Source organism: Viridibacillus sp. FSL H8-0110, assembly GCF_038003565.1.
GTDB lineage: Bacteria > Bacillota > Bacilli > Bacillales_A > Planococcaceae > Viridibacillus > Viridibacillus arenosi.
Window position 1 is genome coordinate 2,721,610 of sequence record NZ_JBBOPJ010000001.1, and the last position, 22,094, is coordinate 2,743,703.

Here is a 22,094-nt window from a genome sequence, read left to right on the forward strand (position 1 = left end):
ATTCTACATCCTCTTATTAATAGTTATTGATTATTGCTTATTTCGACATTTTGTTTGATAATGAATATAAGTAGAAAAACTCTTAATAGTGTTGTCTATTCCTCGTTATGCATATTTATGCACACTACTCTAAAATAGATAGAAGTTCCCTGTTTTTAATACTATTCTAAAATAGCAAAGAAATACATACTAGTTATTTCACTTTATAATGTAAATGGACAAATTGTCCAAAACGCTTTGTATCTATTAAAGTTAAATTGATTTGTGGGTTTTTTTCTTTAAATAATGGAATTCCAGATCCCAATATATGGGGTGTCACAGTTATAATATATTCGTCTATTAAATTTTCTTTAACAAAAGCATCGAGTATCCCCGAACCACCAACCATCCAAATTTTAGTGCCTTCTTGTTTTTTCAATTTTTTAGTAAACTCAACTACATCTTCTTTTACAAAATCTACATATTCAGTTGAACCTTTTTCAGAGGTAGAAAATACATAATTTTTCTTATCAGGATATGGAAATGATTCTGCGTGTTCCATCACGTAGTCATATGTTCTTTTTCCCATAATCGTTGTATCAATTGTTTCATACATTGCTGTATATCCAGTGTCACCCTCACCTTCAACTTCTTCTAACCACTGCAAATCATCATCTTCCTTAGCAATAAATCCATCTAAACTAACACCAATATATAAAATAACTTCTCGTGCCATATTCTTGTCTCCTTTTATTTTTAGTTTGTCCCTTATTGATAAAATCATTAGGTATTAACTATACTAACGATAAAACATGACAAGTAATGGCATGATTAAAAAGAAAAGGTGAAAAAATGTCAAAAGCAAAACGTCTACTAGATATTCTTATGTTTGCTAATGCAAAAAGAAAGTTCACAGCACAAGAAATTGCGGATGTCAAAAAGCGATATAAGAACGAATCTTATCGACTTTCACTTTGGCATCATTCGGAAGTGAACTATATAATTTATGTTCAACTGAGCTGATTTCGGTATCAAAAGGCAAGTTGCGATAATAATTTAGGGATTGAAAAGCAAAAAAAATTGAAACAGCTTCTTCCTCGGTAAATAAAATCGGAGGGAGCAGTCTGTTTGATAAAACTGTATATCCACCGTTCCGACCTTGCTCAGCATAAATTGGTAAACCCATATCACTCAAATCCAATATAAATATCGATGAACTGTACGAATGGAAATTTTAAATTCCCCTAAAAGGACAATTGATACTCCATTATTAAACGATGTATTAGAAGCTTCTATAGAAAATAGAAGTTTACATATTCAATATGAGTCTAAGGCAGGCATAAAAGCAAAACATATTCGCCCTATCGGTGTATATGCTCATGACGCACTATGGTATATGCCTGCTTATGATTTTAGTAAGCAGAAAATTTTGCTGTATCGTGTTGATCGTATTCTTTCAGTTTTATCAACTGAAAATAATAATGATGAATTCATGAATTTAGAAGAATGGTTTGACTCACATGATGTAAAAAGACCAATCCGATTGAATGTTCTTTTATCTATGGAGGGTGTACGTCAATGTAAAAGTGTGCCTAGTTTTGAAGGGCTTGTGAAAACAAAAGAAGATGGAACTGGATATATCGATTCTGACATTGACCAAGGTGAGATTAATTTTATAACTCCATTATTTTTTAGACTTGGAAAAGATGCGCTAGTATTAGAACCAAAGGAATTAATAGATAGCTTACGTTTAAAAGCTGAAGAAATTTTAACTATGTATCAACGTAATAATTAAAGTATTTACGTTATTATGCCCTTTCCAATAACTCCTTTTTCAATAATAGGCCACTAACCTCAAAAAACATACAAATAAAAGCAGAAGCTAAAATGCTCCTGCTTTTTCTATTTATTATTAAAAATCAATTTGTGTTTTGCATTATGCGTTAGTAAAAATAAGTGGTTTTCTTCCCTTTAAAGGTTGTGTTTGCTCAATTGCATAGCCTACATTTAATACTCTACCTTCACTGAAAGCTGGTCCCATGATTTGTATTCCTACTGGCATATCTCCTTTAAAACCACAAGGTACTGATAATGCAGGTAAACCCGTTAAATTCCCTGGACCAGTAAAACGTATAATATTATCTATTAAATCTACTTTTTCACCATTCAAGTCTGCAAAATTTTCGCCAATAGTTGGCGCTATAATTGGTAGTGTTGGTGATATTAATACATCAACCTTATTAAATACTTCGTTAAATTCATGTTTTAACTGTCTTCTAACTTGCTGTGCTTGTAAATAATCAACAGCCGAAGGAAGCTCTCCTAATTCAAATAAGAATCGAATATCATCACCAAAATCATCTGGTCGGTTCATTAAATCTGAGTGATGTATAGCAGAAGCTTCTGATAAAGAAGTGACTAATTCAGCCCATTCAGAATGTTGAAGTGTTGGAATTTTAACCGTTTCTACTTTAGCTCCTTGATCTACTAGTTTTTGAATACTAGCACGAACAAGTTTATTAATATCATCATCTACTTGATTAAAGAAGTAATCTTCATTAACTCCAATTACTATATCCTTCACCTCACCTGTAACTTGTCCTATATAGTTATCAATAGAGACATTTACAGAAGTAGGATCATTTCTGTCATAGCCAGAAATAATTTCTAACATCCCTGCTGCATCTTTAACTGTTTTTGTCATTGGTCCAATATGATCCAGAGACCAAGCAAGTGGATAACATCCATACTTACTAACTCGACCATGTGTTGGCTTAAGACCTACAATACCACATGCAGATGAAGGAATACGAATAGACCCCGCAGTATCAGTCCCTAACGACGCAATACTAGCACCTACTGCTACAGCAGCTCCTGAACCACCACTTGAACCCCCAGGAATTTTATTTAAATTCCAAGGATTTCTTACTGGACCATAGTGTGGATTATTATTTGTTATCCCCCATGCATATTCGTGCATGCTGAGTTTCCCAGTAAAAATAACACCTGCATCTCTTAATTTTCTAACTACTGTAGCGTCGTAATCAGAAACAAAATCCTTATGAATTTTTGAAGACATTGTTGTTATTTTATCTTTAAAATATAAATTATCTTTAAGTGCAATTGGCATACCATGATACATCCCACGATAATTACCTTGCATAATTTCTTGTTCTGCTTTTTTAGCAGCTTCTACTGCTTCTTCTCTATAAAAAGACATATATGAGTTAATCTTGTCCTGACTTTTTTCCGCATGATCTAGGACAGCTTTTGTTAGCTCAACTGGCGATAATGTTTTATTTTTAATTAACGGTGCAAGTTCATCAACTGACTTCAAAATTAGATCATTCATCAATGTGGTCACCTCCAGGAATATTCTTCAGACTAATGTCAGCATCATCAATATTAACTCCCTCTAAGTTCCCTCTTAGCGCTTGTATACCTTCCCATTTCTCTTGCAAACTTTCAAAATGGTCTTTCTTTACTTGAATCCCCTTGTTCTCTAACAATTCTTGAATCGACAATGACAAATGAATCACTCTCCTCAAAATTATTCATATATCTCAATAAGTCTATGACCTAATAAGATTGGACCAAAGTTTCTTAAATGTAGAAAGAAAAATATACGATTAACAATAGAATAGTAACCTCATATGAGGATTATTTTGTTAAAAATACGCTATGTTAAAATCAAATCATTCTCTTTAAATCAAAAAATTCATAATTTTCTAAATCATATTAAACATTACATGACTGGTAGATTATTGTCAATTGGATAAAAGGTTTTACTCTCCTAATAAAAATATTATCTATTTATTTGCATAAAAATAAACTAAGAGCTGACAGCTTTTAGTCTACTTTGCAAGCGTATTAAAAAAAATTTAAATATTTATTGTTTCTAAAGGGTAAGATCAATCGTTCTTTTTAAAGTTATAGAGTATACTACATTTCTCTATTTATTGTTACTCTGCATTGATAGTGCCATATTTACTTAAGAGCTCCAATTGATTTGATGCGTCGCCAATTGTGCCTACTTTTGATTTTTCAGTATCCGTGTCTAATTTCAAACTATCTAAATTTAGTGTTATATCAGATGAATTACTGTTAGCCGTAATTTTCAAGGAAGTCGGAACTTCTTTATAGGCCACAGTAATATCTCCTGACTTTGTTTCTACGAGTAATGTCTTTCCTTCTACTGCATCATTCACTGACACTTCACCATCTACTGAAGTAATATTCATATTAGGGCTATTCACATTCATTAAATAGTTATCACCAGAAGTAGAAGCTGATGTTAAATTTTTTAACGAACTTTCTTTCAAACTTAGTTCACCATCTTTTGACGTAAATCTACCTTTCTCGGCTGACAGTCCTTCAATTTTTGCCGTACCTGAGTCGTTTGAAATTATTACGTTTTTACTCTTAATATCATTCATTTTTATATCACCATAGCTATTATTTACTGTAAGCGTATCTAAAGCGTTCTGTGGGATTGAAATATGAATAATTCCTTTTTTTCCAAAGCTGAAGTTATCAGTAAACCCACCATCTTCATCTTGCTGACTAATTATTATCCTCTTGCTTTTGCTTTTGATTGTGACTGGATCATTCTTTTTGTCTTTTTGTTTACCTTCAAATGTGACAGTTAATTTATTGGATTCACTGTTATTAAACTCAAGATCCCAAGATTCATTGTTTATTACTAATTCTTTAATGCCCTCAATATCAAATGATTTTTCTCCCACAAATTTATCCAATCTTTTTTCCATCCCACTTAAAACTAATCCAAAAATAGCGATTAACATAATGGATGTTATTATGAATTTTTTCACTTCATTTCCTCATTCCTTTTAAACCAAATCTATTTTTTCAACTTTATGATAAGAGAGATAGCCGATTAAAAGGCCTAGAAGACATAGTGTAATTGGAACAACAATGAATTGTATAAGACTAACCTGAGTTCCACCACTTGATACATTTCCATTTATTAAGAAGCTAATTATTACGGCCGAGGTAATGGTTGTAGCAGTTGATTTTTTTCTCATTCCAAAGTACAGAGGAATCAGGCTTACTCCAGCAATCATAAAAGCACTAATAAAAGTTGTTGGAACTATTGCAACTATTTCACTTAAACTCATTGGTGTTGGAAAGAATTCTAAAATTGGATTTAAAAAATAAATTATCACACTAATGATAAAAGTAGCGATAATAATACTAAAAAAACAAAACCCAAAGACAATTGATAACTTAGCTTGCATTAATTTTTTTCGTTTCAACGGGTAGCTAAATAATAATTGAATCGTTTTATTCCTGTATTCATCAATTACTATTCTTGATAAAATAACACTCGAAAAAATGATAAATACGATTCTAATGAAAATATTCGTTAAAGACATGAATTCGGTATAATCTCGAAACATAAGATCATCCTCAACTTTAGATACCCACGCCATTAAACAAACAGCAGCTAAGATCCCCAATATACTAAATACTAACCCTTTAAAATAACTGGATAACTGATTTTTTTTCCATTCCAGTTTCATAAGTTTAAACATGTTGATTACCTCCAAGAAAGATTTTAAGAAAGACTATTTTTTCTATCCTGCAACGTTCTTTAAATACCTCTTTTAAAATTAAATTGCATCCTCTATCTCAATATTTCGAATCGATAAGAAAGCAATGATCACTCCAACAACTGCAAGGCCTAATTGAACCGGAATAAAAGTAACCATTGAGAATACTGGATTAGAAGAGCAAACAATTGACACTACTAAGAGAGATGACAATATAGTTGTAGGAACAGAATGTTTACGCATTCCAAAATACAATGGAATCAAGCTGATTCCTGCAGAGGCAAATGAATATGGGATCGTTTTCAAAACTTCAGCAATGTATTGACTTGCAGTTATTGAAAATGGAACAATGTTAAAAACATTACTAATGATTGAAAATAAACCCGCAACTACGATATTACTCAATAACATGGTTATAAAAGTTATAGCAGCAATAAAAAGCAATTTACTAGCAATTAATTTCTTACGATTAATTGGATATGAAAACATGATCAGTATGGTTTTGCTTTTATATTCACCAATCACTATTTTCGCGATTAATACCGAGGCAAACACAATAAATGTAGCTCTGACCATTGCACCAATTATTACGAAAAAGTCTAGATGCGTCGTAGCAATTATGTCACCTTCAATTTGAGAGATGTACATTACGAACCAAAGTAAGGCTATCATAAGGATGTTTGCTATTATTGCTCCTCTGAAATACCAGCCAAATTTATTTTTCACAAGTTCTAATTGCATTAATTTAAGCATGAATCCCCTCTCCGTTCATTAAATTCATGAAATATTCCTCCAAAGAGCTATGCTTTTTGTTGATACTTTCGATCTCAATATCATTCATAATTAGGGCTTTTGAAATCTCTTGCTGTGTTGCGGTCATCTCATATATGCGAATTGTTTGATCACTCACGATTTTATAATTTTTTAATCCTAGCTGATTATCTAAAATGAAAGCAGCCTTTTTGATATTTTGAACCTTCACCTCAATAAAATCTGTCTGTTCTCCTTTGATACTCTTCATAGAAACTTCTTTGATCAATTTTCCATTTTGAATGACTCCAATAGTGTCTGCCATTTGTTCCATTTCAGCTAATATATGGCTAGAAACTAATAAAGTAATGCCATATTCTTTGCAAAGCATTTTAAATAGCTCTCGCAATTCTTTAATACCGATTGGGTCTAAGCCATTGATAGGTTCATCTAAAATTAACAGTTCTGGTTTTGTCGTAATCGCTCTAGCTATTCCTAATCTTTGTTTCATTCCAAGTGAAAAATCTTTCACCTTTTTATCATCTACATTATTTAACTTCACAAGATCTAAAGCATGGTCAATTGACTTCTTGTCATAATAGCCCATGTATTCACAATGTAAGTAAAGATTTTCTCGAGCTGTTAGCTTCTCATAAAAAATAGGATATTCAATAATTGTCCCCATTCTTTTTAAGACTTCGTATGATGTATTCGTTAACTTTTGACCAAAAATTTCAATATCACCGCTCGTCGGTTTGATTAAATTTGTAATCATTTTCATAATCGTAGTTTTACCGGCCCCGTTTGGACCCAAAAATCCGTATATTTCACCTTGCTTCACATGCATATTGACCTCGGAAACAACCTCTTTTCCTTCAAATACTTTTGTTAGTTGATTTGTTTTTAATATATATGACATTTTGTCTTCCCCTTTCGCTGTCTATTTTTATTGTACGAAACGAACATCTCTTTTTTCTTACTCGATTCTTACAAATTTCTTAAGCCCTTCAAAAGCGAAGGGAGATATTCATTGTTGTGGCATGAAACAAAACAAAAAGCTTGTAGAATTTCTACAAGCTAATATTTCATTCTTTTTAACATAATTGTAAATGCTGTTTTATTATAAGGCTTACTTGAAAGATGAATTTCCCCACCTAAAGCTTCGACAAGCCGTTTCGTGATTGTCAGCCCAAGTCCACTACCTTGATATAAACGATTTCTTGAATCTTCTAATGTATACATTCGCTCAAAAACTTTATCGATATGTGACTCCGAAATACCTTTTCCTTTATCCCAAATATCAATGTACACTGTCTTGTCATCACTTCTCAAAGTTATTCCCAGTGTTTTTCCATCATCACCATACGTAATTGCATTCGATATTAAATTATTTAAAATTCTACTTAACACATCTGTATTTCCATGTGCATATAGTTGTTCATTCGGAATATCAATTTCAACCGAAAAGCCCTTCGCCATAAGTAAATCATAGAACGATAAAATATTTCCCTGACATACTTCGTTCATATTAACTCTCGTTAACTCGATTTCCTTATCTCCTGACTCCAGTTTGGATAAATCAAAAAATTTTTGAATAAGTTCCATTACTTCAATTGTTTTTATATGTACCTTTTCTAACAAAACTTGTCGTTCATCCTCGTTCATTGTTGGATCTGTATGTAATATCTCTATATAGCCGAGAACAACCGTAAGCGGTGTTTTCAAATCATGCGATATATTAGAGAGCATTTTACGCATTGATATTTCTACCTTTGCTTGATTTGCATTTGTTGTATGCTTTGCTACTAAGAATTGATTAATAACCACTAATAACTTTTGCAGTTCTTTATCATCAGTTACTACTAATAACTTTTCAGTTGTTTGCTTTTCTAAATTATTCTGTAGCTTCTCATAAATGTATCTTAAATCCTTATCTTTATTTTGCTGCATATTGTATTGGAAAACGATAAAACCTATTAATACGATAATTATCAATATTAAAAAAAACTCCATTTTACATCACTTCCAATTTATATCCGATTCCCCATAACGTTTTAATATACACTGGGTTTGATGGATCGTCCTCAATCTTCTCTCGCAGTCTTCTCATATGAACATTAATAACATTTTCATCACCATAATATTCTTCATTCCAAATGAGATTATAAATTTGAGCTTTCGAAAATACACGATTACGATTTTTTGCAAATAACTTTAATAGCTCAAACTCTTTAGATGTGAGTTTAATGACTTCACCTTTCTTCCAAGCTGTATAATTGATTGTATCTATTTTCAAGTCACCAATTTGAATAATTTTATCGTCTACCTTTGGAGGAACTGAATATTTTGTCGAACGACGAATTCCTGCCTTTACTCTTGCAGACAACTCAATCATCGAAAAGGGCTTGCAAATGTAATCATCTGCCCCAAGACCTAAGCCAATCGCCTTATCAACATCAGTATCCTTAGCAGACATCATTAAAATTGGAACAGCACTTTTTTCGCGAATCAATCTCACAACTTCTAAACCATCTATCTTCGGCATCATAATATCAAGAATGACTAGATCAAATGAACCTTGCATAAACTTCGCTAGCCCATCTTCTCCATCATAAGCCGTCGCTACTACAAAGCCTTCTTTTGTTAAGTAGCTTTCGACCATTTCTTGTATTGATATATCATCTTCAACTAGTAAAATATTAGATTTCATGCACTTCTCGCTCCTAGCTTTTACATATTCACACAAGTAATTATACCTCAATATGGATTTACTGATAATAAAAGGTTAAATTTTATTTAGAGTGGAAGCTAAATAATATAAGGCTATGATTAATTATGGAAAAAATAGAAAGTGATACTGAAATGTTCCTCTACTTTTCTTCTTTAGTGTCCCATACCCAATCTACAACTATTTGCATTAGTGCTAATGCCAAACAGAAGAGGAACCCTTTCATAAAAGGATCATCTTTATGAGTGAAGTAATCAATAATATTCCATGTAATAATGGCAACCAAGAATATAAAAATATACTTTTTAATAGATTTCATAAGCTCGGCACTTCCATTCTATGTACTATTTTTATACAAACATACCTCTTGAATAGACTTAATTGATTATTACCAGATAACTTCTTCGATATTTTCTTCAGTAAATTTTCCATAACGACCATAAAAAAATTATTAAACCGATAATTCCTAAGGTGGTACTTAGTAATGCTTTATATTTAGATGAAACATGAAACCATATTAGAACGCTATGTACAATTACTCCAATTGAAAATAGCAAACCGCTAATTATTTTCAAAAAAACTATGTCAACGATTCGTCCAATCATTAAAAGTAGAATACTAAGTGCTATCAAACTGTAAGTAGAGAGAACACTTTTTTTCGTCAACTCACCCACAAACCGTTTTCGATCTTCTTCTGACATTTTCATTAAAGACCTTCTCATCAAAAAAGTTGGTATCATAATAAATAATAGTAATTGTATAATGGCATCAATTTTCATCAATTTCTCCTTCTTCATAATACCTCTTAATTTATTATTTTACCTTATTTTGGAATAAATAACTATATCAAAATTATATACAGTATGGATGTAATATTATATAAATTTTTTTATTGGGCTATTATGATACTCATTGGAACTACTCCGCTTCAACAAACGTATATTCCATAAAGAAATTTATGATATTAATGAAAATCACTAATTTAAAGGTACTCCGTAATATTTGTAGAACTTATTATTAAAATAGAAATATCACTACTCGTACTTCAATTCAGTAAGTTGATTAGCTAGAGTAATAGCTATTTTTAAAATGCATTTTTGGAAATTATAGTAATTACTGTAGAAGAAGGTGAATAGAATAAAAAAAATTTATGTATTCATTATTATTGGATTAATTGTAATTTGTACATTTATTTTTGAACCTTTTCGTTCAGAACCGCCCACACCAAAAATAACGACTGGAAAAACTGTCATTCCTACTACACAAGGCTCATTTTGTTGGGATGGTCCTTTATTTACTAGATGTGTAGATAAGATTTATTCTTCCCCTTTAGAAATGGCAAAAGTACATAAACCAATGAAAGTCTCTCCTAATCAAGAAATAAGAATTAAATTTAAAAGAAAGCCTCTTGCCGGAACTTTACAAGTGGAAGAATGGAGAGATAAAAAAAATATAAAAAATATAAAAGTTAAAGATGCCAAAATTTTAGCGCCAAAAGAAAAAGGTGTGTACATTTATCACGTTATGGCTAATTGGAAAGATGGAAGTGGAAATCACGCCTTCTCAATAGAAGTAAAATAATCTTCAATGAACTAACAGCGACTATTCTAAAACCAAAGTATGATTCTACTGAGAAGAGCCGGTTCTTTTATTATTTCTGAATAATGATGAATTAAGGAATTAGATAATAAAAGCCGGATGACAAAAATGTTGTCATTCACGGCTTTTATGGCATTGAGTATTTGTCTTAAATAATCGCTTCAATACTAGCTAAATCTTCGGCTGTAAGTTTGATCTCACTTGCTTTTAAGTTTTCTAATAATTGATTTGTCTTTTTTCCTCCAGGTATAACAGCTGTTATACCTTTTTGTGCTAGTAACCACGCAATTGCTAAATTACCAACTGTCGTATCTTTCTTCAAGGCTATTTCTTTTAAACTTTCAACTTTTGTTAAATTAGCTTCAAAATTTCCAGCTTTAAAAAGATCTACACGATTTCGCCAGTCACCACTATCTAATTTCAAATCTTTTGTATATTTCCCTCCAAGAATACCAAAAGCAAGAGGTCCATATGCAACAACAGCAATTTGTTGCTCGATGCAATATGGTAAAATATCTTCTTCAATAGCACGGTTTAGCATATTGTATTCCAACTGGACAACATCAATATTCCCTGTACTATTAGCTTCTTTTAACTGCTCAAGCGTTACATTAGAAATACCAATTGCTCTAATTATCCCCTCTTGCTTCAACTTCACCAATTCAGCAACTGCTAACTCAAGTGAAGCACCTTGTTCTGGGAAATGGATATAGTAAATATCAATATAGTCTAAACCTAAACGTTTTAAACTAGCCTCACAAGCACTTCGTAGATAGTCAGGCGCGTTATTTGTGACTATTTCTCCCTGTTCATTCTGCATTCTCGCACCCTTTGTAGCTAATATGTATTGCTCACGTGGGAAACTTTGAAGTACTTCTCCAACTAATTCTTCTGAACGACCAGGCCCATATATATCTGCCGTATCAATAAGTGTAACCCCGTTGTTTAATGCTACTTTCACTAATTCTTTTCCATCTTCTTCATTCAAATTTTCGAACAAGTTATGACCACCGACCGCATTCGTGCCTAAACCAATTGTTGAAATGGAAATATCCTGTTTTTCAATTGTCGTATAGTTCATCCAAGATTCCTCCTTTTACATTTAGCGTGATAAGTGAATGAGTTCCTCAGCAACTAGTTGACTGTAATTGATGATTTTTTTTGATAGCTGATTAAATTTTCGACGTGATATATTCTCAGTTGAACCTGAGATTGCAAAGGCCGCTACTACTTCATGATTGATCAAAATCGGTGTTGCGATACAGCGCATACCAATTTCAGTTTCCTCATCATCTATAGCATAACCACGTTTGTTAATCTCTTGAATATGTCTTAGAAATAGATCCTTTTCTTGAAAAGTCTGAGAAGTCATTGGCGAAAAGTCGATGTTATTAATTATGTCTTTTTGATCTTCATCAGATGAAAAAGCCAGTAATACTTTACCTATGGCAGAATGATGCACCTTTGATTTTCTCTTCCTTGACTGTACATCAATCTCTATTCCTTCTCTATTCACAATTCGTTTCGTAATAAGTTGTTCATCTTCAATCACTGCAAGATAGACATTTTCTTGTATTTCTTTTACAACTTCAAATGGCGTTTTTAATTCTTGCCAAGGAATCTTTTTAGGATTCACAATGACCGTTTGAAAAAAGGCCTGATTCAATTGAAAATATGATTTTTCTTTCGAGATCAACTTGTATTCTTGTAAAATTGCTAAAATCCGATAAGTTGATGTTGAACTTAATCCAAGTGCATCCCCAATATCAGTCGCTTTCAATTTTGGATGCTGTTTTAATAACTCCAGCATCCTTAGTCCATTTTGCAATGTTCGCTGCTCTGTTGACTTCAACTCACTCACCTCACTACATATTTAGCATAAAGATTGATTGAGTAAATAGAAAATAATTATGCTTTATTTTCGTATATAGGGAAAATACGAGTTTGAATTGAATTTTTCCTGTAACCTTAAGCTTACTGTCGTCAATACTCTTAATATGTTTACTTAGAAGGAGAAAATGTAATTGTATAGCTTTCTCCTGCCACATCCAATCATTTATCTTTAATTATCCTATCAACATTTATCATCCAGACTGAATAACAAGTCCAATCATCTTCCTCAACAACCTCAACGTCACATCCGTAAACTTCTCCACACTATCTGCTGCAACAGATTGAGGTCCATAAATCATTCTGAATAACTGCAACTGCTCCTCACTTGGCATATCAGTATTCAAGAATAAATGCATGACATGAATGCCCTTCTTCTCTGCATCCATTACTGCTTCTGCTGTATCAACAATCCCATTTTGAGCATAGCCAAATGCTGAGGGTTCCCCATCGGAGAAAACAAGTAGAAATCGATGCTTTTCATCACGAGCTGCTAATCGTTTCGTCATCCAGCGAATTGCAAATCCATCGCGATTATCTTCATGCGCTTCCAACGCCATAATGGCAGAGCCACTATCCTTTGCACCGTCCTCTAATTTATGCACCCATTCAAATGTATTCGGTTGTATTTCTTCCGTTGCTTCGTAGGCATCTTCATAAAAAGAGACGATTTCATGTGTGATGCCCATTTTGCGCAAAACATCATGAAAAAGCAGAACTGCTTGCTTTGTTTCGTCCATTTTATCAATCATAGAAGCCGAGCCATCAACTAATAAACCAAACACTGCATCTAGAGGCTTCGCTGGTGAATTTTTCTTATAAAATGGTTTTGGTCTTTCATCGATTAAAAAGGTTGTTAGTTTGGAGGAAAGTCGACCTTTTGTTAAATGGTCACGTCTGGCAATTTCCTTTTGAGCCATACGCTTTCTGAATTCAGCCATTAATGCCTTCACATAAGGTTCTTGCGTAGTACGCCAAGTGACTAAATCATCCATTGAACCAGTTTCTCGGACCGTTTCAATTCTTCTCTCTTCATAGACGACATTTCGATGTTCTTCACCAAAATATTTGCCTGCTCGCTTTTTCTCAGGAGGCAATTTTTTTACATCGTCATTATCATCTTGTTGTACAGAATCCTTTTGATCTTGTGCTCCACCAATACCGACTTCGGAAATCTCTGCTCCTTCTCGTCCTTCTTCCGCTTCTGTTGACATTGCCTTTCCTTCATTACCATGCTCTAGTTCATAACGCATATGGACGCCATCGTCAGACTGTGACTCGCGATGCCAAGTGCGGAATAGCTCTTCAATCGTTTCTTTTGCCTCTTCTTTGTTACCTTGTTCTTGTTCTGTAACACCTTTATGTTCATTGAACTTTGCTGCTTCTGCTATAGAATCCATAACTGCATAGTAAGTGTGCATTAAGTCTTTTTCCATATGTTCTGCAATCATAGCCATTACGCGATAAACAACCTCAATGCTATCTTCAGTTGAACGAGTATCATAAAGAGACTGCCAAGTGAATTGTAATAGTTCAAAAAAGTCAGGCATACTAGATGTATCTAATTGCATAGAGCCTTCATGTGCCATGACGAATAAATAATTCAAAGTAGCATCTGCTAAAAAGCCCTTTTGTAAATTAACTTGAAGTTGCTGCTTATGAAACTCCAAATACACTCTACGTCTTACGTTAAATGCCTCACCAGTACCTGGGCGTTCCTTCTCGACCGCATCCATTAAACGGAATTCTTCTGCCATTAATACAAGTTGCTCAAATAATTGGGCATTAGGTTCCCCTTGTAAATCCTCAAGTAATTCTAAAAAGGGCTGCACTGAAAAATAGCGCCAAAAGCCAGCCGCTAGCAAATAGATATCCGATAATCGCCCAGCATGCATGATTGCCCGATCACGATGACGCCAAAAAACACTAATTGACAGTGCCTGCTCCTTAGGACGTAACTCTAGCACTTGTCTTTCTGTTAAAGATAAGTATGGTGCATGAGATAACGCTCGCGTTAATTGCTCATAATGAAGCATCTGGCGTGCATTAATCTGTTCATTATTAAATTGAATAAAGCGATTCATCTGTGACATGCAATCAACCTCACTTCACCCACGTTTTAGCTAATTCCATTACGAGCTCACGTTCTCCAACATCGTCCAATTTCTCAGCAACTGCATAGCGAATTGCGCGCAGTGGTTCAATATATTGAGCTAACTCAGTAGCGTCCATTAAACTACGGATAGATGCGGCTTCTTCACTTAGCAAGCCATTTTGCACCTGCCCCTTCAAATCCTCAGCTAAATTGTACATGACGTTTTTCAAACCTTGTGGTGCATTTGGGAAAGCACTTTCCCATAAATTCTTAAGCTGCTCACCAGCTAAGTATGGAATACTGTAGGAAATAAAACGGTTCTTCAGTGCCTCATTCATCGGTGCTGTTCCGATATAGCCTTCGTTAATAGCCGATATTACATTAAAATGTGGATGAGCTTCAATTACTTCTCCCGTAAACGGATTTGTTAACATACGTCGATAATCAAGAACACTGTGTAAAATCGGTAATGTCTCCGCCTTTGCCATATTGATTTCATCAATATATAGTAAGTGCCCTTCCTTCATCGCCTTAACAACAGGTCCTTCCACAAACTCAATTACTGTTTCTCCATCCTTTTGCACGATTGTCTTAAAGCCAAGTAAGCTTTCAGCATCTAAATCAACCGAGCAGTTGATACTATGCATGGGCTGTCCAAAATAAGCAGACACCGATTCAGCTAACTTTGTTTTACCTGAACCCGCAGGCCCTTTTAATAGCACTGGTTTTTGCAAAGCAACACTGATCAAGACATCTTGCCACAACGTCGGGTCTGGTGAAATATAGCCACCATTTCCAATAAGTAATGCCTGTTCTTCGCTATATACACGAGCAAGACGCTCATTCTTAATCTTTTCAACTAAATCATGCATGTCTAGTTCCTCCTTGTTGAGCTTACATATGATAAAAAACGGCTTTCGCATATTTTTGCGGAAGCCGTTTTTGTTTAATACTACTACTTATTCGAAGTATTCTTTGTAGAAGCCACCAATATTTCCTGAATTATCGATAACAAAAATGAATTCTTCTGTTTCATTTTTCACTTCATATTCTTTTCCAACTGTTAGTACATTTGATACAAGGTATTTCTTTGCATCTGTTTGTTTACAAGTAACTGTTTTAATCGTTGGTGCGTCTTTCCATTTTAAATGTAACATGGTATAAACAACCTCTCTTATTAGAAAATCCTTAATAAATACGTAAATAGATTACATTCTCCTATTTTAAACGATTTTCACTGGAATGTGCGAGAAAAGCGCATATTTTTTTGAGAAATTGTAACTGAATAATAAAGTGATTTATAAACGCAAGTCAATCTTAACTGCTTTTATTAGTGAAAGCTTTTCATATTTACTAAAAAATTTATATACAAAAATTCATCGTTTTTAACAATTATTTAAAAAATCTGATATAATTGATATGGAAAATATTCCTTAAAAAGATATATATTGATTAACCAAATACTGAAAGTAAATAATTTTGAAAGGAGGTATAAGACAGTGGATAAATTAAGAAGTAACTCTTCAAAATAAAATTTTGAGGAGGATAATAAATGGAATTAACATTTAAAAATAGTAAAACTATCGGTAATGAACAATTAAAAAATTTATATAACGATGTTGGTTGGACTGCTTATACAAAAGATATAGCATTGCTTCAACAAGCATTACTTCAATCTTTAGAGGTCGTATCTGCTTGGGATGATCACAACTTAGTGGGGTTAATTCGTATAGTTGGTGATGGTTTAACGATAATTTATATTCAGGACATACTAGTGTTAAAAGAGTATCAAAACAAAGGAATTGCTTCTCAATTAATACAAGATGTACTAAATAGATATGAAAGTGTTCGTCAAAAAGTACTATTAACTGAAGAAGCTCCTGATGTAAGACATTTTTATGAAAAACAAGGGTTTCAATCTTGTGATAAAGGCGATTTAGTATCGTTTGCTAAGTTGAATTAGTTGGTACTTGTCTAGTATTTAGTAATAATAATGTTACAAAAAAAGGTAGAGTTGATTCTATAACTCTACCTTTTCGTATTTAATCAATGATAAAATTTAAAATTGCATAAAATCTTGGATGGACTGCTGTGAAGTGATATTCAGCCGATTTATGGTATGCTTATACTATATAATTGTACTTTTCGCACTTGGAGGTGTCCTCATGTCCTTTGGTAGCTTACCGGGATGGTTTTTCGTCATCGCATTTGCCTTCTTCATTATCTTCTTTATCGTTGCAGAATGGAAAACACGAAAATAACATGATTAAAAGCGATATGAGATGCTGTCTCCTATCGCTTTTTTATTTAACAGTTATATAAACTTGAAATGGTTAACTACAAATGCTTCTTCGATATGGCCAACGAGTTCTCCAGCATCATTCTTAATGTAAGGAGGTCGTAATTCTTTTAAGTACTGGATCATGTTCTTATCTTTATAATTTATCTGCTCTAAAATTGAAGCAATAATATTAGGCCACACATCTTCTGAACCATTCATCAACTTTAGCGCAATACTGATTCTTTCCTCTTTTAAAGCAAAGCAATAAACTCCCTGTGCTCCTCCTTTTGCTACAATATTTGAACTTTTCAATAGCGTACTACATATGAAGTTTTCTGATGCAATCATATTATAATGTCGGTTCATAGCTGCAGTTAGTTTAACTACCGCTTTTCTTATTTCGATATCGTCAATCAAATCTGGACAACCTAATTTGAGAAAACAAATGGCCATATTTTTAAGAGGAATTGCAAATACCGGAACTCCACAACCATCAATACCAGTTTTAATTTGATCAACTGCCATATTTGATAGTTTGGCAAGTATATGTAGAATTTGCTGTTGTAGAGGATGATCTGGCTTCCAATACTCATCAACAGAGTAACCTAATTCTCGACAAACCGTGATAAAGCCCATATGTTTGCCCGCACAATTGTGATACAATTTACGCTTTTCTTTACCTTCTCTAATGACTTGCTGTTGTGGACTTTTATTTAATGGATAAGAAGGAGCACAATAAAGCTCCTCTTCTTTTACAGGTAGTTTTGACAGCATACTCTCTAATGCATCTACTTGATAAGATTCTCCTCGATGAGATGCCATAAACAAAGCACTTTCTTGTTCAGTCAATTGATACTTTTCGATAATATTCGTCATAAATACAGGAATTGCTTGTATCGGTTTAGCTGCCGAACGTAAGAAAACATATTGCTCCGTATCACCGATATGAAACGCAGTTTGCTGCTGGTCATTTACGCCGCAAATTATACCTGTATGAGTATTTTCAAGCATATTTGCTCGATATTCTTTTATCAAAATATCATAAGTCATTAGCAATCATCCACCTTACAAAGATATTCTTAAACTTATAAATCGAGTAAGACCTTTTGAGCTTGTATAGCAGCTCCCCTTACAACTCCTTCACTACCAAGCTTTGAGTATACAATTTTAAGATTTTGACGAATGGACTGCCATATATAACGGTCACATTTTTCTTCTATAAATTTGCCTATCCCCGGTAGCTCATCAATTAAATGCCCACTTAAAATGATATACTCTGGTTCATACAAACAAGCCATATTACTAACAGCAAGCGCTATATACGTAGTTACACGGTCCATTATATTACATGCCCATGTCTCCTTTGAACGATAGGCATCATACACTTCTTCTATAGAATTGATTGGTTTTACTTTATTGGCATCAGCAATAATGGCACTTTCAGAAATATACGTTGATAAGCAACCTACTTTTCCACAATGGCATATTACGCCATTAGGATCGATCACTGTATGACCAATTTCTCCAGCATTATTTGAAGTGCCACGGTGTACTTCACCATGAAGTAATATGGCTGCACCTATGCCTGATCCAATGCCTAGTAAAATACAATTATCAGAGTCTATTGATTGCCCTATTGTATTTTCAGCTATTATTTTCATCTTAAGCTCGTTATCAATAATGATATTATGAGTCGTTAATTCCTTTAAATCGTCTGCCAGTGGGATATTTTCCCACTGCAGTTGCTCGGAAATTTTAACGATACCTTTTTCATAATCAATAGAACCTGGTAATCCTACCCCTAAACCAATCACTTTTTTCATCTCAATATGGTTTTCATTAATGATTTGTACAGTTTTTTCTTGGATATTATTTAACGTTTCTTTATAACTCTCTTGTGATTTTCTCTGGAAAACTTTAAAGTCTACAAGCTCTCCTAGAAAATCGACTAAGCCCACTCTAACTATTCGACGATCTAGTTCCACACCTACTGTATATAAGACATCTGGACATAACTCTAACAATGTTGGCTTTCTTCCGATACTTGTTGATTCTATAAGTGATTCCCGAACAAAACCTTCTTCTTGTAGCTCTTGAACAATTCGAGTAATCGAAGTTGGACTCATCTTCGTTACTTTGGAAAGTTGTATGCGAGAGATAGGTGACATAGCTCTTATTAATTCTAAAACTAATAATCTATTTTGTTTTTTCATCAATAATTGATCTTGCTTTTCCATAAGACACACTTCCCTGTTCAAAAGTAAAATTCGTGAGAAACATTCCTTATGTTCATAGTAATGGAAATTACTAGAAAAATCACTTTATAGCTTATATTTGCGGACAAATTCTACAGCTTGAGAGATATCTGCTTCAGGAGCATCCTTTACTTCTCTCTCAATAGTTAAATAGCCTGTATAGTTAACTGCTTGAAGTGCTTTAAAATAGAGGTCAAAATTAACATCTCCCTTGCCTAATGGAAGTTCCCTGAAAAATTCTCCAGCAGCTACCATTTCAGCAATTTTACGATGATCTACCCCATCTCCGTATCCTACAAAACCATAGACATCTCTTGGGTCCGTCTTTTTTAACTGCACGCCATCCTTCACATGGGTATGAACAATATAGTCTTGTAGAATTTCCACCCCTGTAACCGGATCATCTCCTGTTACCATAACCATATTGGCTGGGTCAAAATTTACTGATACACCATTGGTACTTAGACTATCTAAAAACTGCTTTAAAGTCACAGCTTTTTCAGGTCCTGTTTCAATTGCAAAGTAAGCATCTAGACTTTTCGCGTATTGTCCTAGCTCCTCACATGCTTGCTGTAATGCGTAGTAAATTTCACTATTTGGATCTTCTGGGATGATACCTATATGTGTTGTCACAATATTAGTACCAAGTTCAACTGCCATATCTAGTATTCTTTTTGATTGTTCGACTTTGAGCGCATTGTCTTGTTTGTTTTGAAAACCGTGCCCCCCTAAATCACCGCATAAAGCGGATATGTCTAAATCTATTGATGTTAAATAATTTCTTAATTCTTTTCGAGCTGATGTAGACATATTCTCTGGTGCCATTTCACCCGAAACGGCATAGATTTGAACACCATCCGCTCCAATTTCTTTTGCTTTTTTTAAACCTTCATAGAGGGGTAATCCAAAGCTATCCACTATTACACCAATTTTATTGGATAGTTGTAAGGTTGATGTCATATTAGTAGCGCACCTCACTTTTTGTTTCTGCCGCTTTATAAATGCCTTCTAGAATTTTCATAATCTCAACTCCATCTTCAACAGGTGCTTGTGAAACTACGCCTGTTACACAGCTTTCAATAAATGAATTGATTTCATTTTGAAAAGCATTTTGGAAATCAAAAGTTAAGTGATCAATTTGAGGTTGCATATTCAAAATCGTATCGTTTTCTTCGCTAATAATAACTAGTTCTGGTTCTAATTCTGCCCCTCCTTTTGTTCCAAATAGTTTTATGCCTAATTCATCGTCTTTTGCATGTAAAGTATACGACACATCGACTAATAAAGAGGCACCATTTTCAAATGTAATCAATGCATTTGCTAAATCTTCCACAGTATTTTCTGTTTGATCATAATCCGCTGTTTTATAAAAACTTAGATTCTTTACATTTTTTCGATTACCTAAATGGTTGTACGTATTGCCAGAGATTGATTTTACTTTTGGTCTGCCCATCAAATACCAGCAAATATCGATGATGTGCACCCCGATGTCAATTAAAGGGCCCCCTCCGGACTTATTGATATCTACAAACCAACCACCAGGGTTTCCTAGGCGTCTCGTATAAGTCGCCTTAGCATAATAGATATCGCCTAGCTTTCCAGCATCAATAAAAGACTTTAATACTTTTGTGTTCGTACCAAATCGTCTCACAAATCCTACCTGAAATACTTTGTTATGCTTATCGGCTTCTTCTTGAATCGCATAGGCTTCTTCTACTGTCATACATAAAGGCTTCTCGACTAAGATGTGTAAATCATGCTTTAATGCTTCTATCGCAATTTCAGCATGCGTTTTATTCCAAGTACAGATGCTGACCGCGTCAACATTCGTATCTGAAAATAACTCTTCTAAACTTTTAAATACCTTTTTTGCATCATATTGTTCAGCCTTTTTTTGCGCTCTTTCATACACATAATCATAAACACCATATATCGTGACATCTGGATTATTTGCATACGCTTTAAAATGATGATCAGAAATTGTACCTGTTCCTATTACACAAACATTTATTTTCGACATAATTCCAGCTCCTTTTGATAAGGTTTATCTTTTAGCAATTTGCCTCATGCCATAATCGTTTAACATTATCCATCCCAATTTTCGAGCCAACTTCGCAATCTTCCATGCCTTCAAATTCAATGGTAAGATAACCGTCATATCCTGAAGACTTAACAATGTTCATGATTTCACGAATATTAATGTCGCCATGTCCTACAATTGCACCACGGATGTAATTATCGTTTACTGTTCTAAACCATTCGCCTGCTCCTGGATTTTCAAAATAAGGTCTAGTATAAAAATCTTTAAAATGCACTGTAGCAGCGTACGGGATATTTTTCTTTACCCCTACTAATGGTTCTTCATCTATACATAGGAAATTCCCTACATCTAATGTTGTTTTAAAATTCGGTCTATTTACAGCATGAATAACTTGTTGCACGCGATCACTCGTTTGAACATTAAAACCATGATTTTCAATCGTTGTTGTAATACCAAATTGTGCTGCATAATCTGCGAGGAGTTGGCTTCCTTTTACAAGTTTATCGAAGTGTTCATTAAAATAATGTATTGTCATATCCTCTTTTGGTAACGTAAAGGCTGTAACATCATGTCGCATAATTTTAATGCCCATTCGATTCACAATATCAACATGTCTCTTTAATCGTTCTACCTCTGCATAAAATTCCTCATCCGTCTCTTGAACAAAATTTGCAGGTAAAGAATACGCTGATAATTCAAGTCCAAGTTGTTGCGCCTTCTCTTTAATTTGATCAGCAAGTTCCGGATTATCTACAACTGTAAATTCATAAGGAACAAGTTCGACGTGCTCTCCACCATTATCTGCAACCCATTGAATGACATCTAATACATCCATGTTTCCTGTTCGCATTTTCTTTACTAAGCTGTAAGTACTTAATCCAACTTTCATATCGATCACCTCTT

22 protein-coding genes and 1 pseudogene are annotated in these 22,094 nt (G+C 33.8%); 3 read left to right on the plus strand and 20 right to left on the minus strand.

Going from position 1 to position 22,094, the window contains the following annotated elements; all coding sequences use genetic code 11:
* Positions 1-193 precede the first annotated feature (193 nt).
* Positions 194-715, minus strand: coding sequence for a dihydrofolate reductase family protein (locus MHH98_RS13675; protein WP_038189446.1), 522 nt, complete (start codon positions 713-715; stop codon positions 194-196).
* A 116-nt stretch (positions 716-831) separates the two neighbouring features.
* Here MHH98_RS13675 and MHH98_RS22120 point away from each other — a divergent pair.
* Positions 832-1,774 (plus strand): annotated as a pseudogene (locus MHH98_RS22120) (WYL domain-containing protein).
* 141 nt (positions 1,775-1,915) lie between these two features.
* Here MHH98_RS22120 and MHH98_RS13690 read toward each other — a convergent pair.
* The 9 genes from MHH98_RS13690 to MHH98_RS13730 all read right to left on the minus strand — a co-directional run bounded on the left by MHH98_RS13690 (position 1,916) and on the right by MHH98_RS13730 (position 9,809).
* Entirely contained in the window at positions 1,916-3,334 is a 1,419-nt protein-coding gene (locus tag MHH98_RS13690) for an amidase (protein WP_143691074.1), read from the minus strand.
* The gene (locus tag MHH98_RS13695; RefSeq protein ID WP_038189452.1) at positions 3,324-3,509 is read right to left on the minus strand and encodes a hypothetical protein; all 186 of its coding nucleotides are present in this window, start codon (positions 3,507-3,509) and stop codon (positions 3,324-3,326) included. Before MHH98_RS13695 ends, MHH98_RS13690 begins: the two co-directional genes overlap by 11 nt.
* A gap of 432 nt (positions 3,510-3,941) precedes the next feature.
* Entirely contained in the window at positions 3,942-4,811 is an 870-nt protein-coding gene (locus MHH98_RS13700; RefSeq protein ID WP_038189454.1) for a DUF4097 family beta strand repeat-containing protein, read from the minus strand.
* 18 nt (positions 4,812-4,829) lie between these two features.
* On the minus strand, positions 4,830-5,534 hold the full coding sequence (locus MHH98_RS13705; protein ID WP_038189456.1) for an ABC transporter permease: 705 nt from the start codon (positions 5,532-5,534) through the stop codon (positions 4,830-4,832).
* Positions 5,535-5,612: 78 nt separating this feature from the next.
* Positions 5,613-6,305, minus strand: a complete 693-nt coding sequence (locus MHH98_RS13710) for an ABC transporter permease (RefSeq protein ID WP_038189459.1) — start codon at positions 6,303-6,305, stop codon at positions 5,613-5,615.
* Positions 6,298-7,221 carry an ABC transporter ATP-binding protein gene (locus tag MHH98_RS13715; protein WP_038189462.1) on the minus strand — a complete coding sequence of 308 codons (924 nt, stop codon included), beginning with the start codon at positions 7,219-7,221 and terminating at the stop codon, positions 6,298-6,300. Before MHH98_RS13715 ends, MHH98_RS13710 begins: the two co-directional genes overlap by 8 nt.
* 158 nt (positions 7,222-7,379) lie before the next feature.
* A complete protein-coding gene (locus MHH98_RS13720) occupies positions 7,380-8,315 on the minus strand; it encodes a sensor histidine kinase (protein ID WP_038189466.1) in 936 nt (311 codons plus the stop codon).
* A gap of 1 nt (position 8,316) precedes the next feature.
* The gene (locus MHH98_RS13725; RefSeq protein WP_038189469.1) at positions 8,317-9,012 is read right to left on the minus strand and encodes a response regulator transcription factor; all 696 of its coding nucleotides are present in this window, start codon (positions 9,010-9,012) and stop codon (positions 8,317-8,319) included.
* 434 nt (positions 9,013-9,446) lie between these two features.
* Entirely contained in the window at positions 9,447-9,809 is a 363-nt protein-coding gene (locus MHH98_RS13730) for a hypothetical protein (protein WP_143691536.1), read from the minus strand.
* Between the two features lie 349 nt (positions 9,810-10,158).
* Between MHH98_RS13730 and MHH98_RS13735 the strand changes: the two genes are divergently transcribed.
* Positions 10,159-10,611, plus strand: a complete 453-nt coding sequence (locus MHH98_RS13735; protein ID WP_051448823.1) for a hypothetical protein — start codon at positions 10,159-10,161, stop codon at positions 10,609-10,611.
* 166 nt (positions 10,612-10,777) lie between these two features.
* Here the strand turns inward: MHH98_RS13735 and MHH98_RS13740 are convergent, their stop codons facing one another.
* The 5 genes from MHH98_RS13740 to MHH98_RS13760 all read right to left on the minus strand — a co-directional run bounded on the left by MHH98_RS13740 (position 10,778) and on the right by MHH98_RS13760 (position 15,771).
* Complete coding sequence (locus MHH98_RS13740) at positions 10,778-11,710, minus strand: aldo/keto reductase (RefSeq protein WP_038189473.1); 933 nt, start codon at positions 11,708-11,710, stop codon at positions 10,778-10,780.
* 21 nt (positions 11,711-11,731) lie between these two features.
* Entirely contained in the window at positions 11,732-12,481 is a 750-nt protein-coding gene (locus MHH98_RS13745; protein WP_038189474.1) for an IclR family transcriptional regulator, read from the minus strand.
* Between the two features lie 232 nt (positions 12,482-12,713).
* Entirely contained in the window at positions 12,714-14,612 is a 1,899-nt protein-coding gene (locus MHH98_RS13750) for a vWA domain-containing protein (RefSeq protein ID WP_076065841.1), read from the minus strand.
* 10 nt (positions 14,613-14,622) lie between these two features.
* Positions 14,623-15,486: an ATP-binding protein gene (locus MHH98_RS13755; RefSeq protein WP_038189480.1), complete on the minus strand. Its 864-nt coding sequence runs from the start codon at positions 15,484-15,486 to the stop codon at positions 14,623-14,625.
* A gap of 87 nt (positions 15,487-15,573) precedes the next feature.
* Complete coding sequence (locus MHH98_RS13760) at positions 15,574-15,771, minus strand: DUF6501 family protein (protein WP_038189483.1); 198 nt, start codon at positions 15,769-15,771, stop codon at positions 15,574-15,576.
* Between the two features lie 395 nt (positions 15,772-16,166).
* Between MHH98_RS13760 and MHH98_RS13765 the strand changes: the two genes are divergently transcribed.
* Positions 16,167-16,577 carry a GNAT family N-acetyltransferase gene (locus MHH98_RS13765; protein WP_038189486.1) on the plus strand — a complete coding sequence of 137 codons (411 nt, stop codon included), beginning with the start codon at positions 16,167-16,169 and terminating at the stop codon, positions 16,575-16,577.
* 351 nt (positions 16,578-16,928) lie between these two features.
* On the opposite strand, the gene MHH98_RS13770 is transcribed toward MHH98_RS13765, so the two are convergent.
* The 5 genes from MHH98_RS13770 to MHH98_RS13790 all read right to left on the minus strand — a co-directional run bounded on the left by MHH98_RS13770 (position 16,929) and on the right by MHH98_RS13790 (position 22,080).
* Positions 16,929-17,945, minus strand: a complete 1,017-nt coding sequence (locus MHH98_RS13770) for an asparaginase (RefSeq protein ID WP_340713087.1) — start codon at positions 17,943-17,945, stop codon at positions 16,929-16,931.
* 35 nt (positions 17,946-17,980) lie between these two features.
* Positions 17,981-19,132 carry an ROK family transcriptional regulator gene (locus MHH98_RS13775; RefSeq protein ID WP_076065840.1) on the minus strand — a complete coding sequence of 384 codons (1,152 nt, stop codon included), beginning with the start codon at positions 19,130-19,132 and terminating at the stop codon, positions 17,981-17,983.
* Positions 19,133-19,216: 84 nt separating this feature from the next.
* Entirely contained in the window at positions 19,217-20,110 is an 894-nt protein-coding gene (locus MHH98_RS13780) for a sugar phosphate isomerase/epimerase family protein (RefSeq protein WP_038189505.1), read from the minus strand.
* A gap of 1 nt (position 20,111) precedes the next feature.
* Positions 20,112-21,170 (minus strand): Gfo/Idh/MocA family protein, encoded by a 1,059-nt coding sequence (locus MHH98_RS13785; RefSeq protein ID WP_340713088.1) that lies wholly within the window; start codon positions 21,168-21,170, stop codon positions 20,112-20,114.
* A gap of 31 nt (positions 21,171-21,201) precedes the next feature.
* Positions 21,202-22,080: a sugar phosphate isomerase/epimerase family protein gene (locus MHH98_RS13790; RefSeq protein ID WP_340711372.1), complete on the minus strand. Its 879-nt coding sequence runs from the start codon at positions 22,078-22,080 to the stop codon at positions 21,202-21,204.
* Positions 22,081-22,094 lie beyond the last annotated feature (14 nt).

What these genes read in the sequence shown, in the direction of transcription:
- MHH98_RS13750 (WP_076065841.1), bottom strand. Translation starts at nt 14,612, where the DNA reads ATGTCACAGATGAATCGCTTTATTCAATTTAATAATGAACAGATTAAT.
- MHH98_RS13790 (WP_340711372.1), bottom strand. Translation starts at nt 22,080, where the DNA reads ATGAAAGTTGGATTAAGTACTTACAGCTTAGTAAAGAAAATGCGAACA.
- MHH98_RS13715 (WP_038189462.1), bottom strand. Translation starts at nt 7,221, where the DNA reads ATGTCATATATATTAAAAACAAATCAACTAACAAAAGTATTTGAAGGA.
- MHH98_RS13770 (WP_340713087.1), bottom strand. Translation starts at nt 17,945, where the DNA reads ATGACTTATGATATTTTGATAAAAGAATATCGAGCAAATATGCTTGAA.
- MHH98_RS13730 (WP_143691536.1), bottom strand. Translation starts at nt 9,809, where the DNA reads ATGAAAATTGATGCCATTATACAATTACTATTATTTATTATGATACCA.
- MHH98_RS13705 (WP_038189456.1), bottom strand. Translation starts at nt 5,534, where the DNA reads ATGTTTAAACTTATGAAACTGGAATGGAAAAAAAATCAGTTATCCAGT.
- MHH98_RS13725 (WP_038189469.1), bottom strand. Translation starts at nt 9,012, where the DNA reads ATGAAATCTAATATTTTACTAGTTGAAGATGATATATCAATACAAGAA.
- MHH98_RS13785 (WP_340713088.1), bottom strand. Translation starts at nt 21,170, where the DNA reads ATGTCGAAAATAAATGTTTGTGTAATAGGAACAGGTACAATTTCTGAT.
- MHH98_RS13780 (WP_038189505.1), bottom strand. Translation starts at nt 20,110, where the DNA reads ATGACATCAACCTTACAACTATCCAATAAAATTGGTGTAATAGTGGAT.
- MHH98_RS13740 (WP_038189473.1), bottom strand. Translation starts at nt 11,710, where the DNA reads ATGAACTATACGACAATTGAAAAACAGGATATTTCCATTTCAACAATT.
- MHH98_RS13710 (WP_038189459.1), bottom strand. Translation starts at nt 6,305, where the DNA reads ATGCTTAAATTAATGCAATTAGAACTTGTGAAAAATAAATTTGGCTGG.
- MHH98_RS13760 (WP_038189483.1), bottom strand. Translation starts at nt 15,771, where the DNA reads ATGTTACATTTAAAATGGAAAGACGCACCAACGATTAAAACAGTTACT.
- MHH98_RS13755 (WP_038189480.1), bottom strand. Translation starts at nt 15,486, where the DNA reads ATGCATGATTTAGTTGAAAAGATTAAGAATGAGCGTCTTGCTCGTGTA.
- MHH98_RS13775 (WP_076065840.1), bottom strand. Translation starts at nt 19,132, where the DNA reads ATGGAAAAGCAAGATCAATTATTGATGAAAAAACAAAATAGATTATTA.
- MHH98_RS13675 (WP_038189446.1), bottom strand. Translation starts at nt 715, where the DNA reads ATGGCACGAGAAGTTATTTTATATATTGGTGTTAGTTTAGATGGATTT.
- MHH98_RS13720 (WP_038189466.1), bottom strand. Translation starts at nt 8,315, where the DNA reads ATGGAGTTTTTTTTAATATTGATAATTATCGTATTAATAGGTTTTATC.
- MHH98_RS13765 (WP_038189486.1), top strand. Translation starts at nt 16,167, where the DNA reads ATGGAATTAACATTTAAAAATAGTAAAACTATCGGTAATGAACAATTA.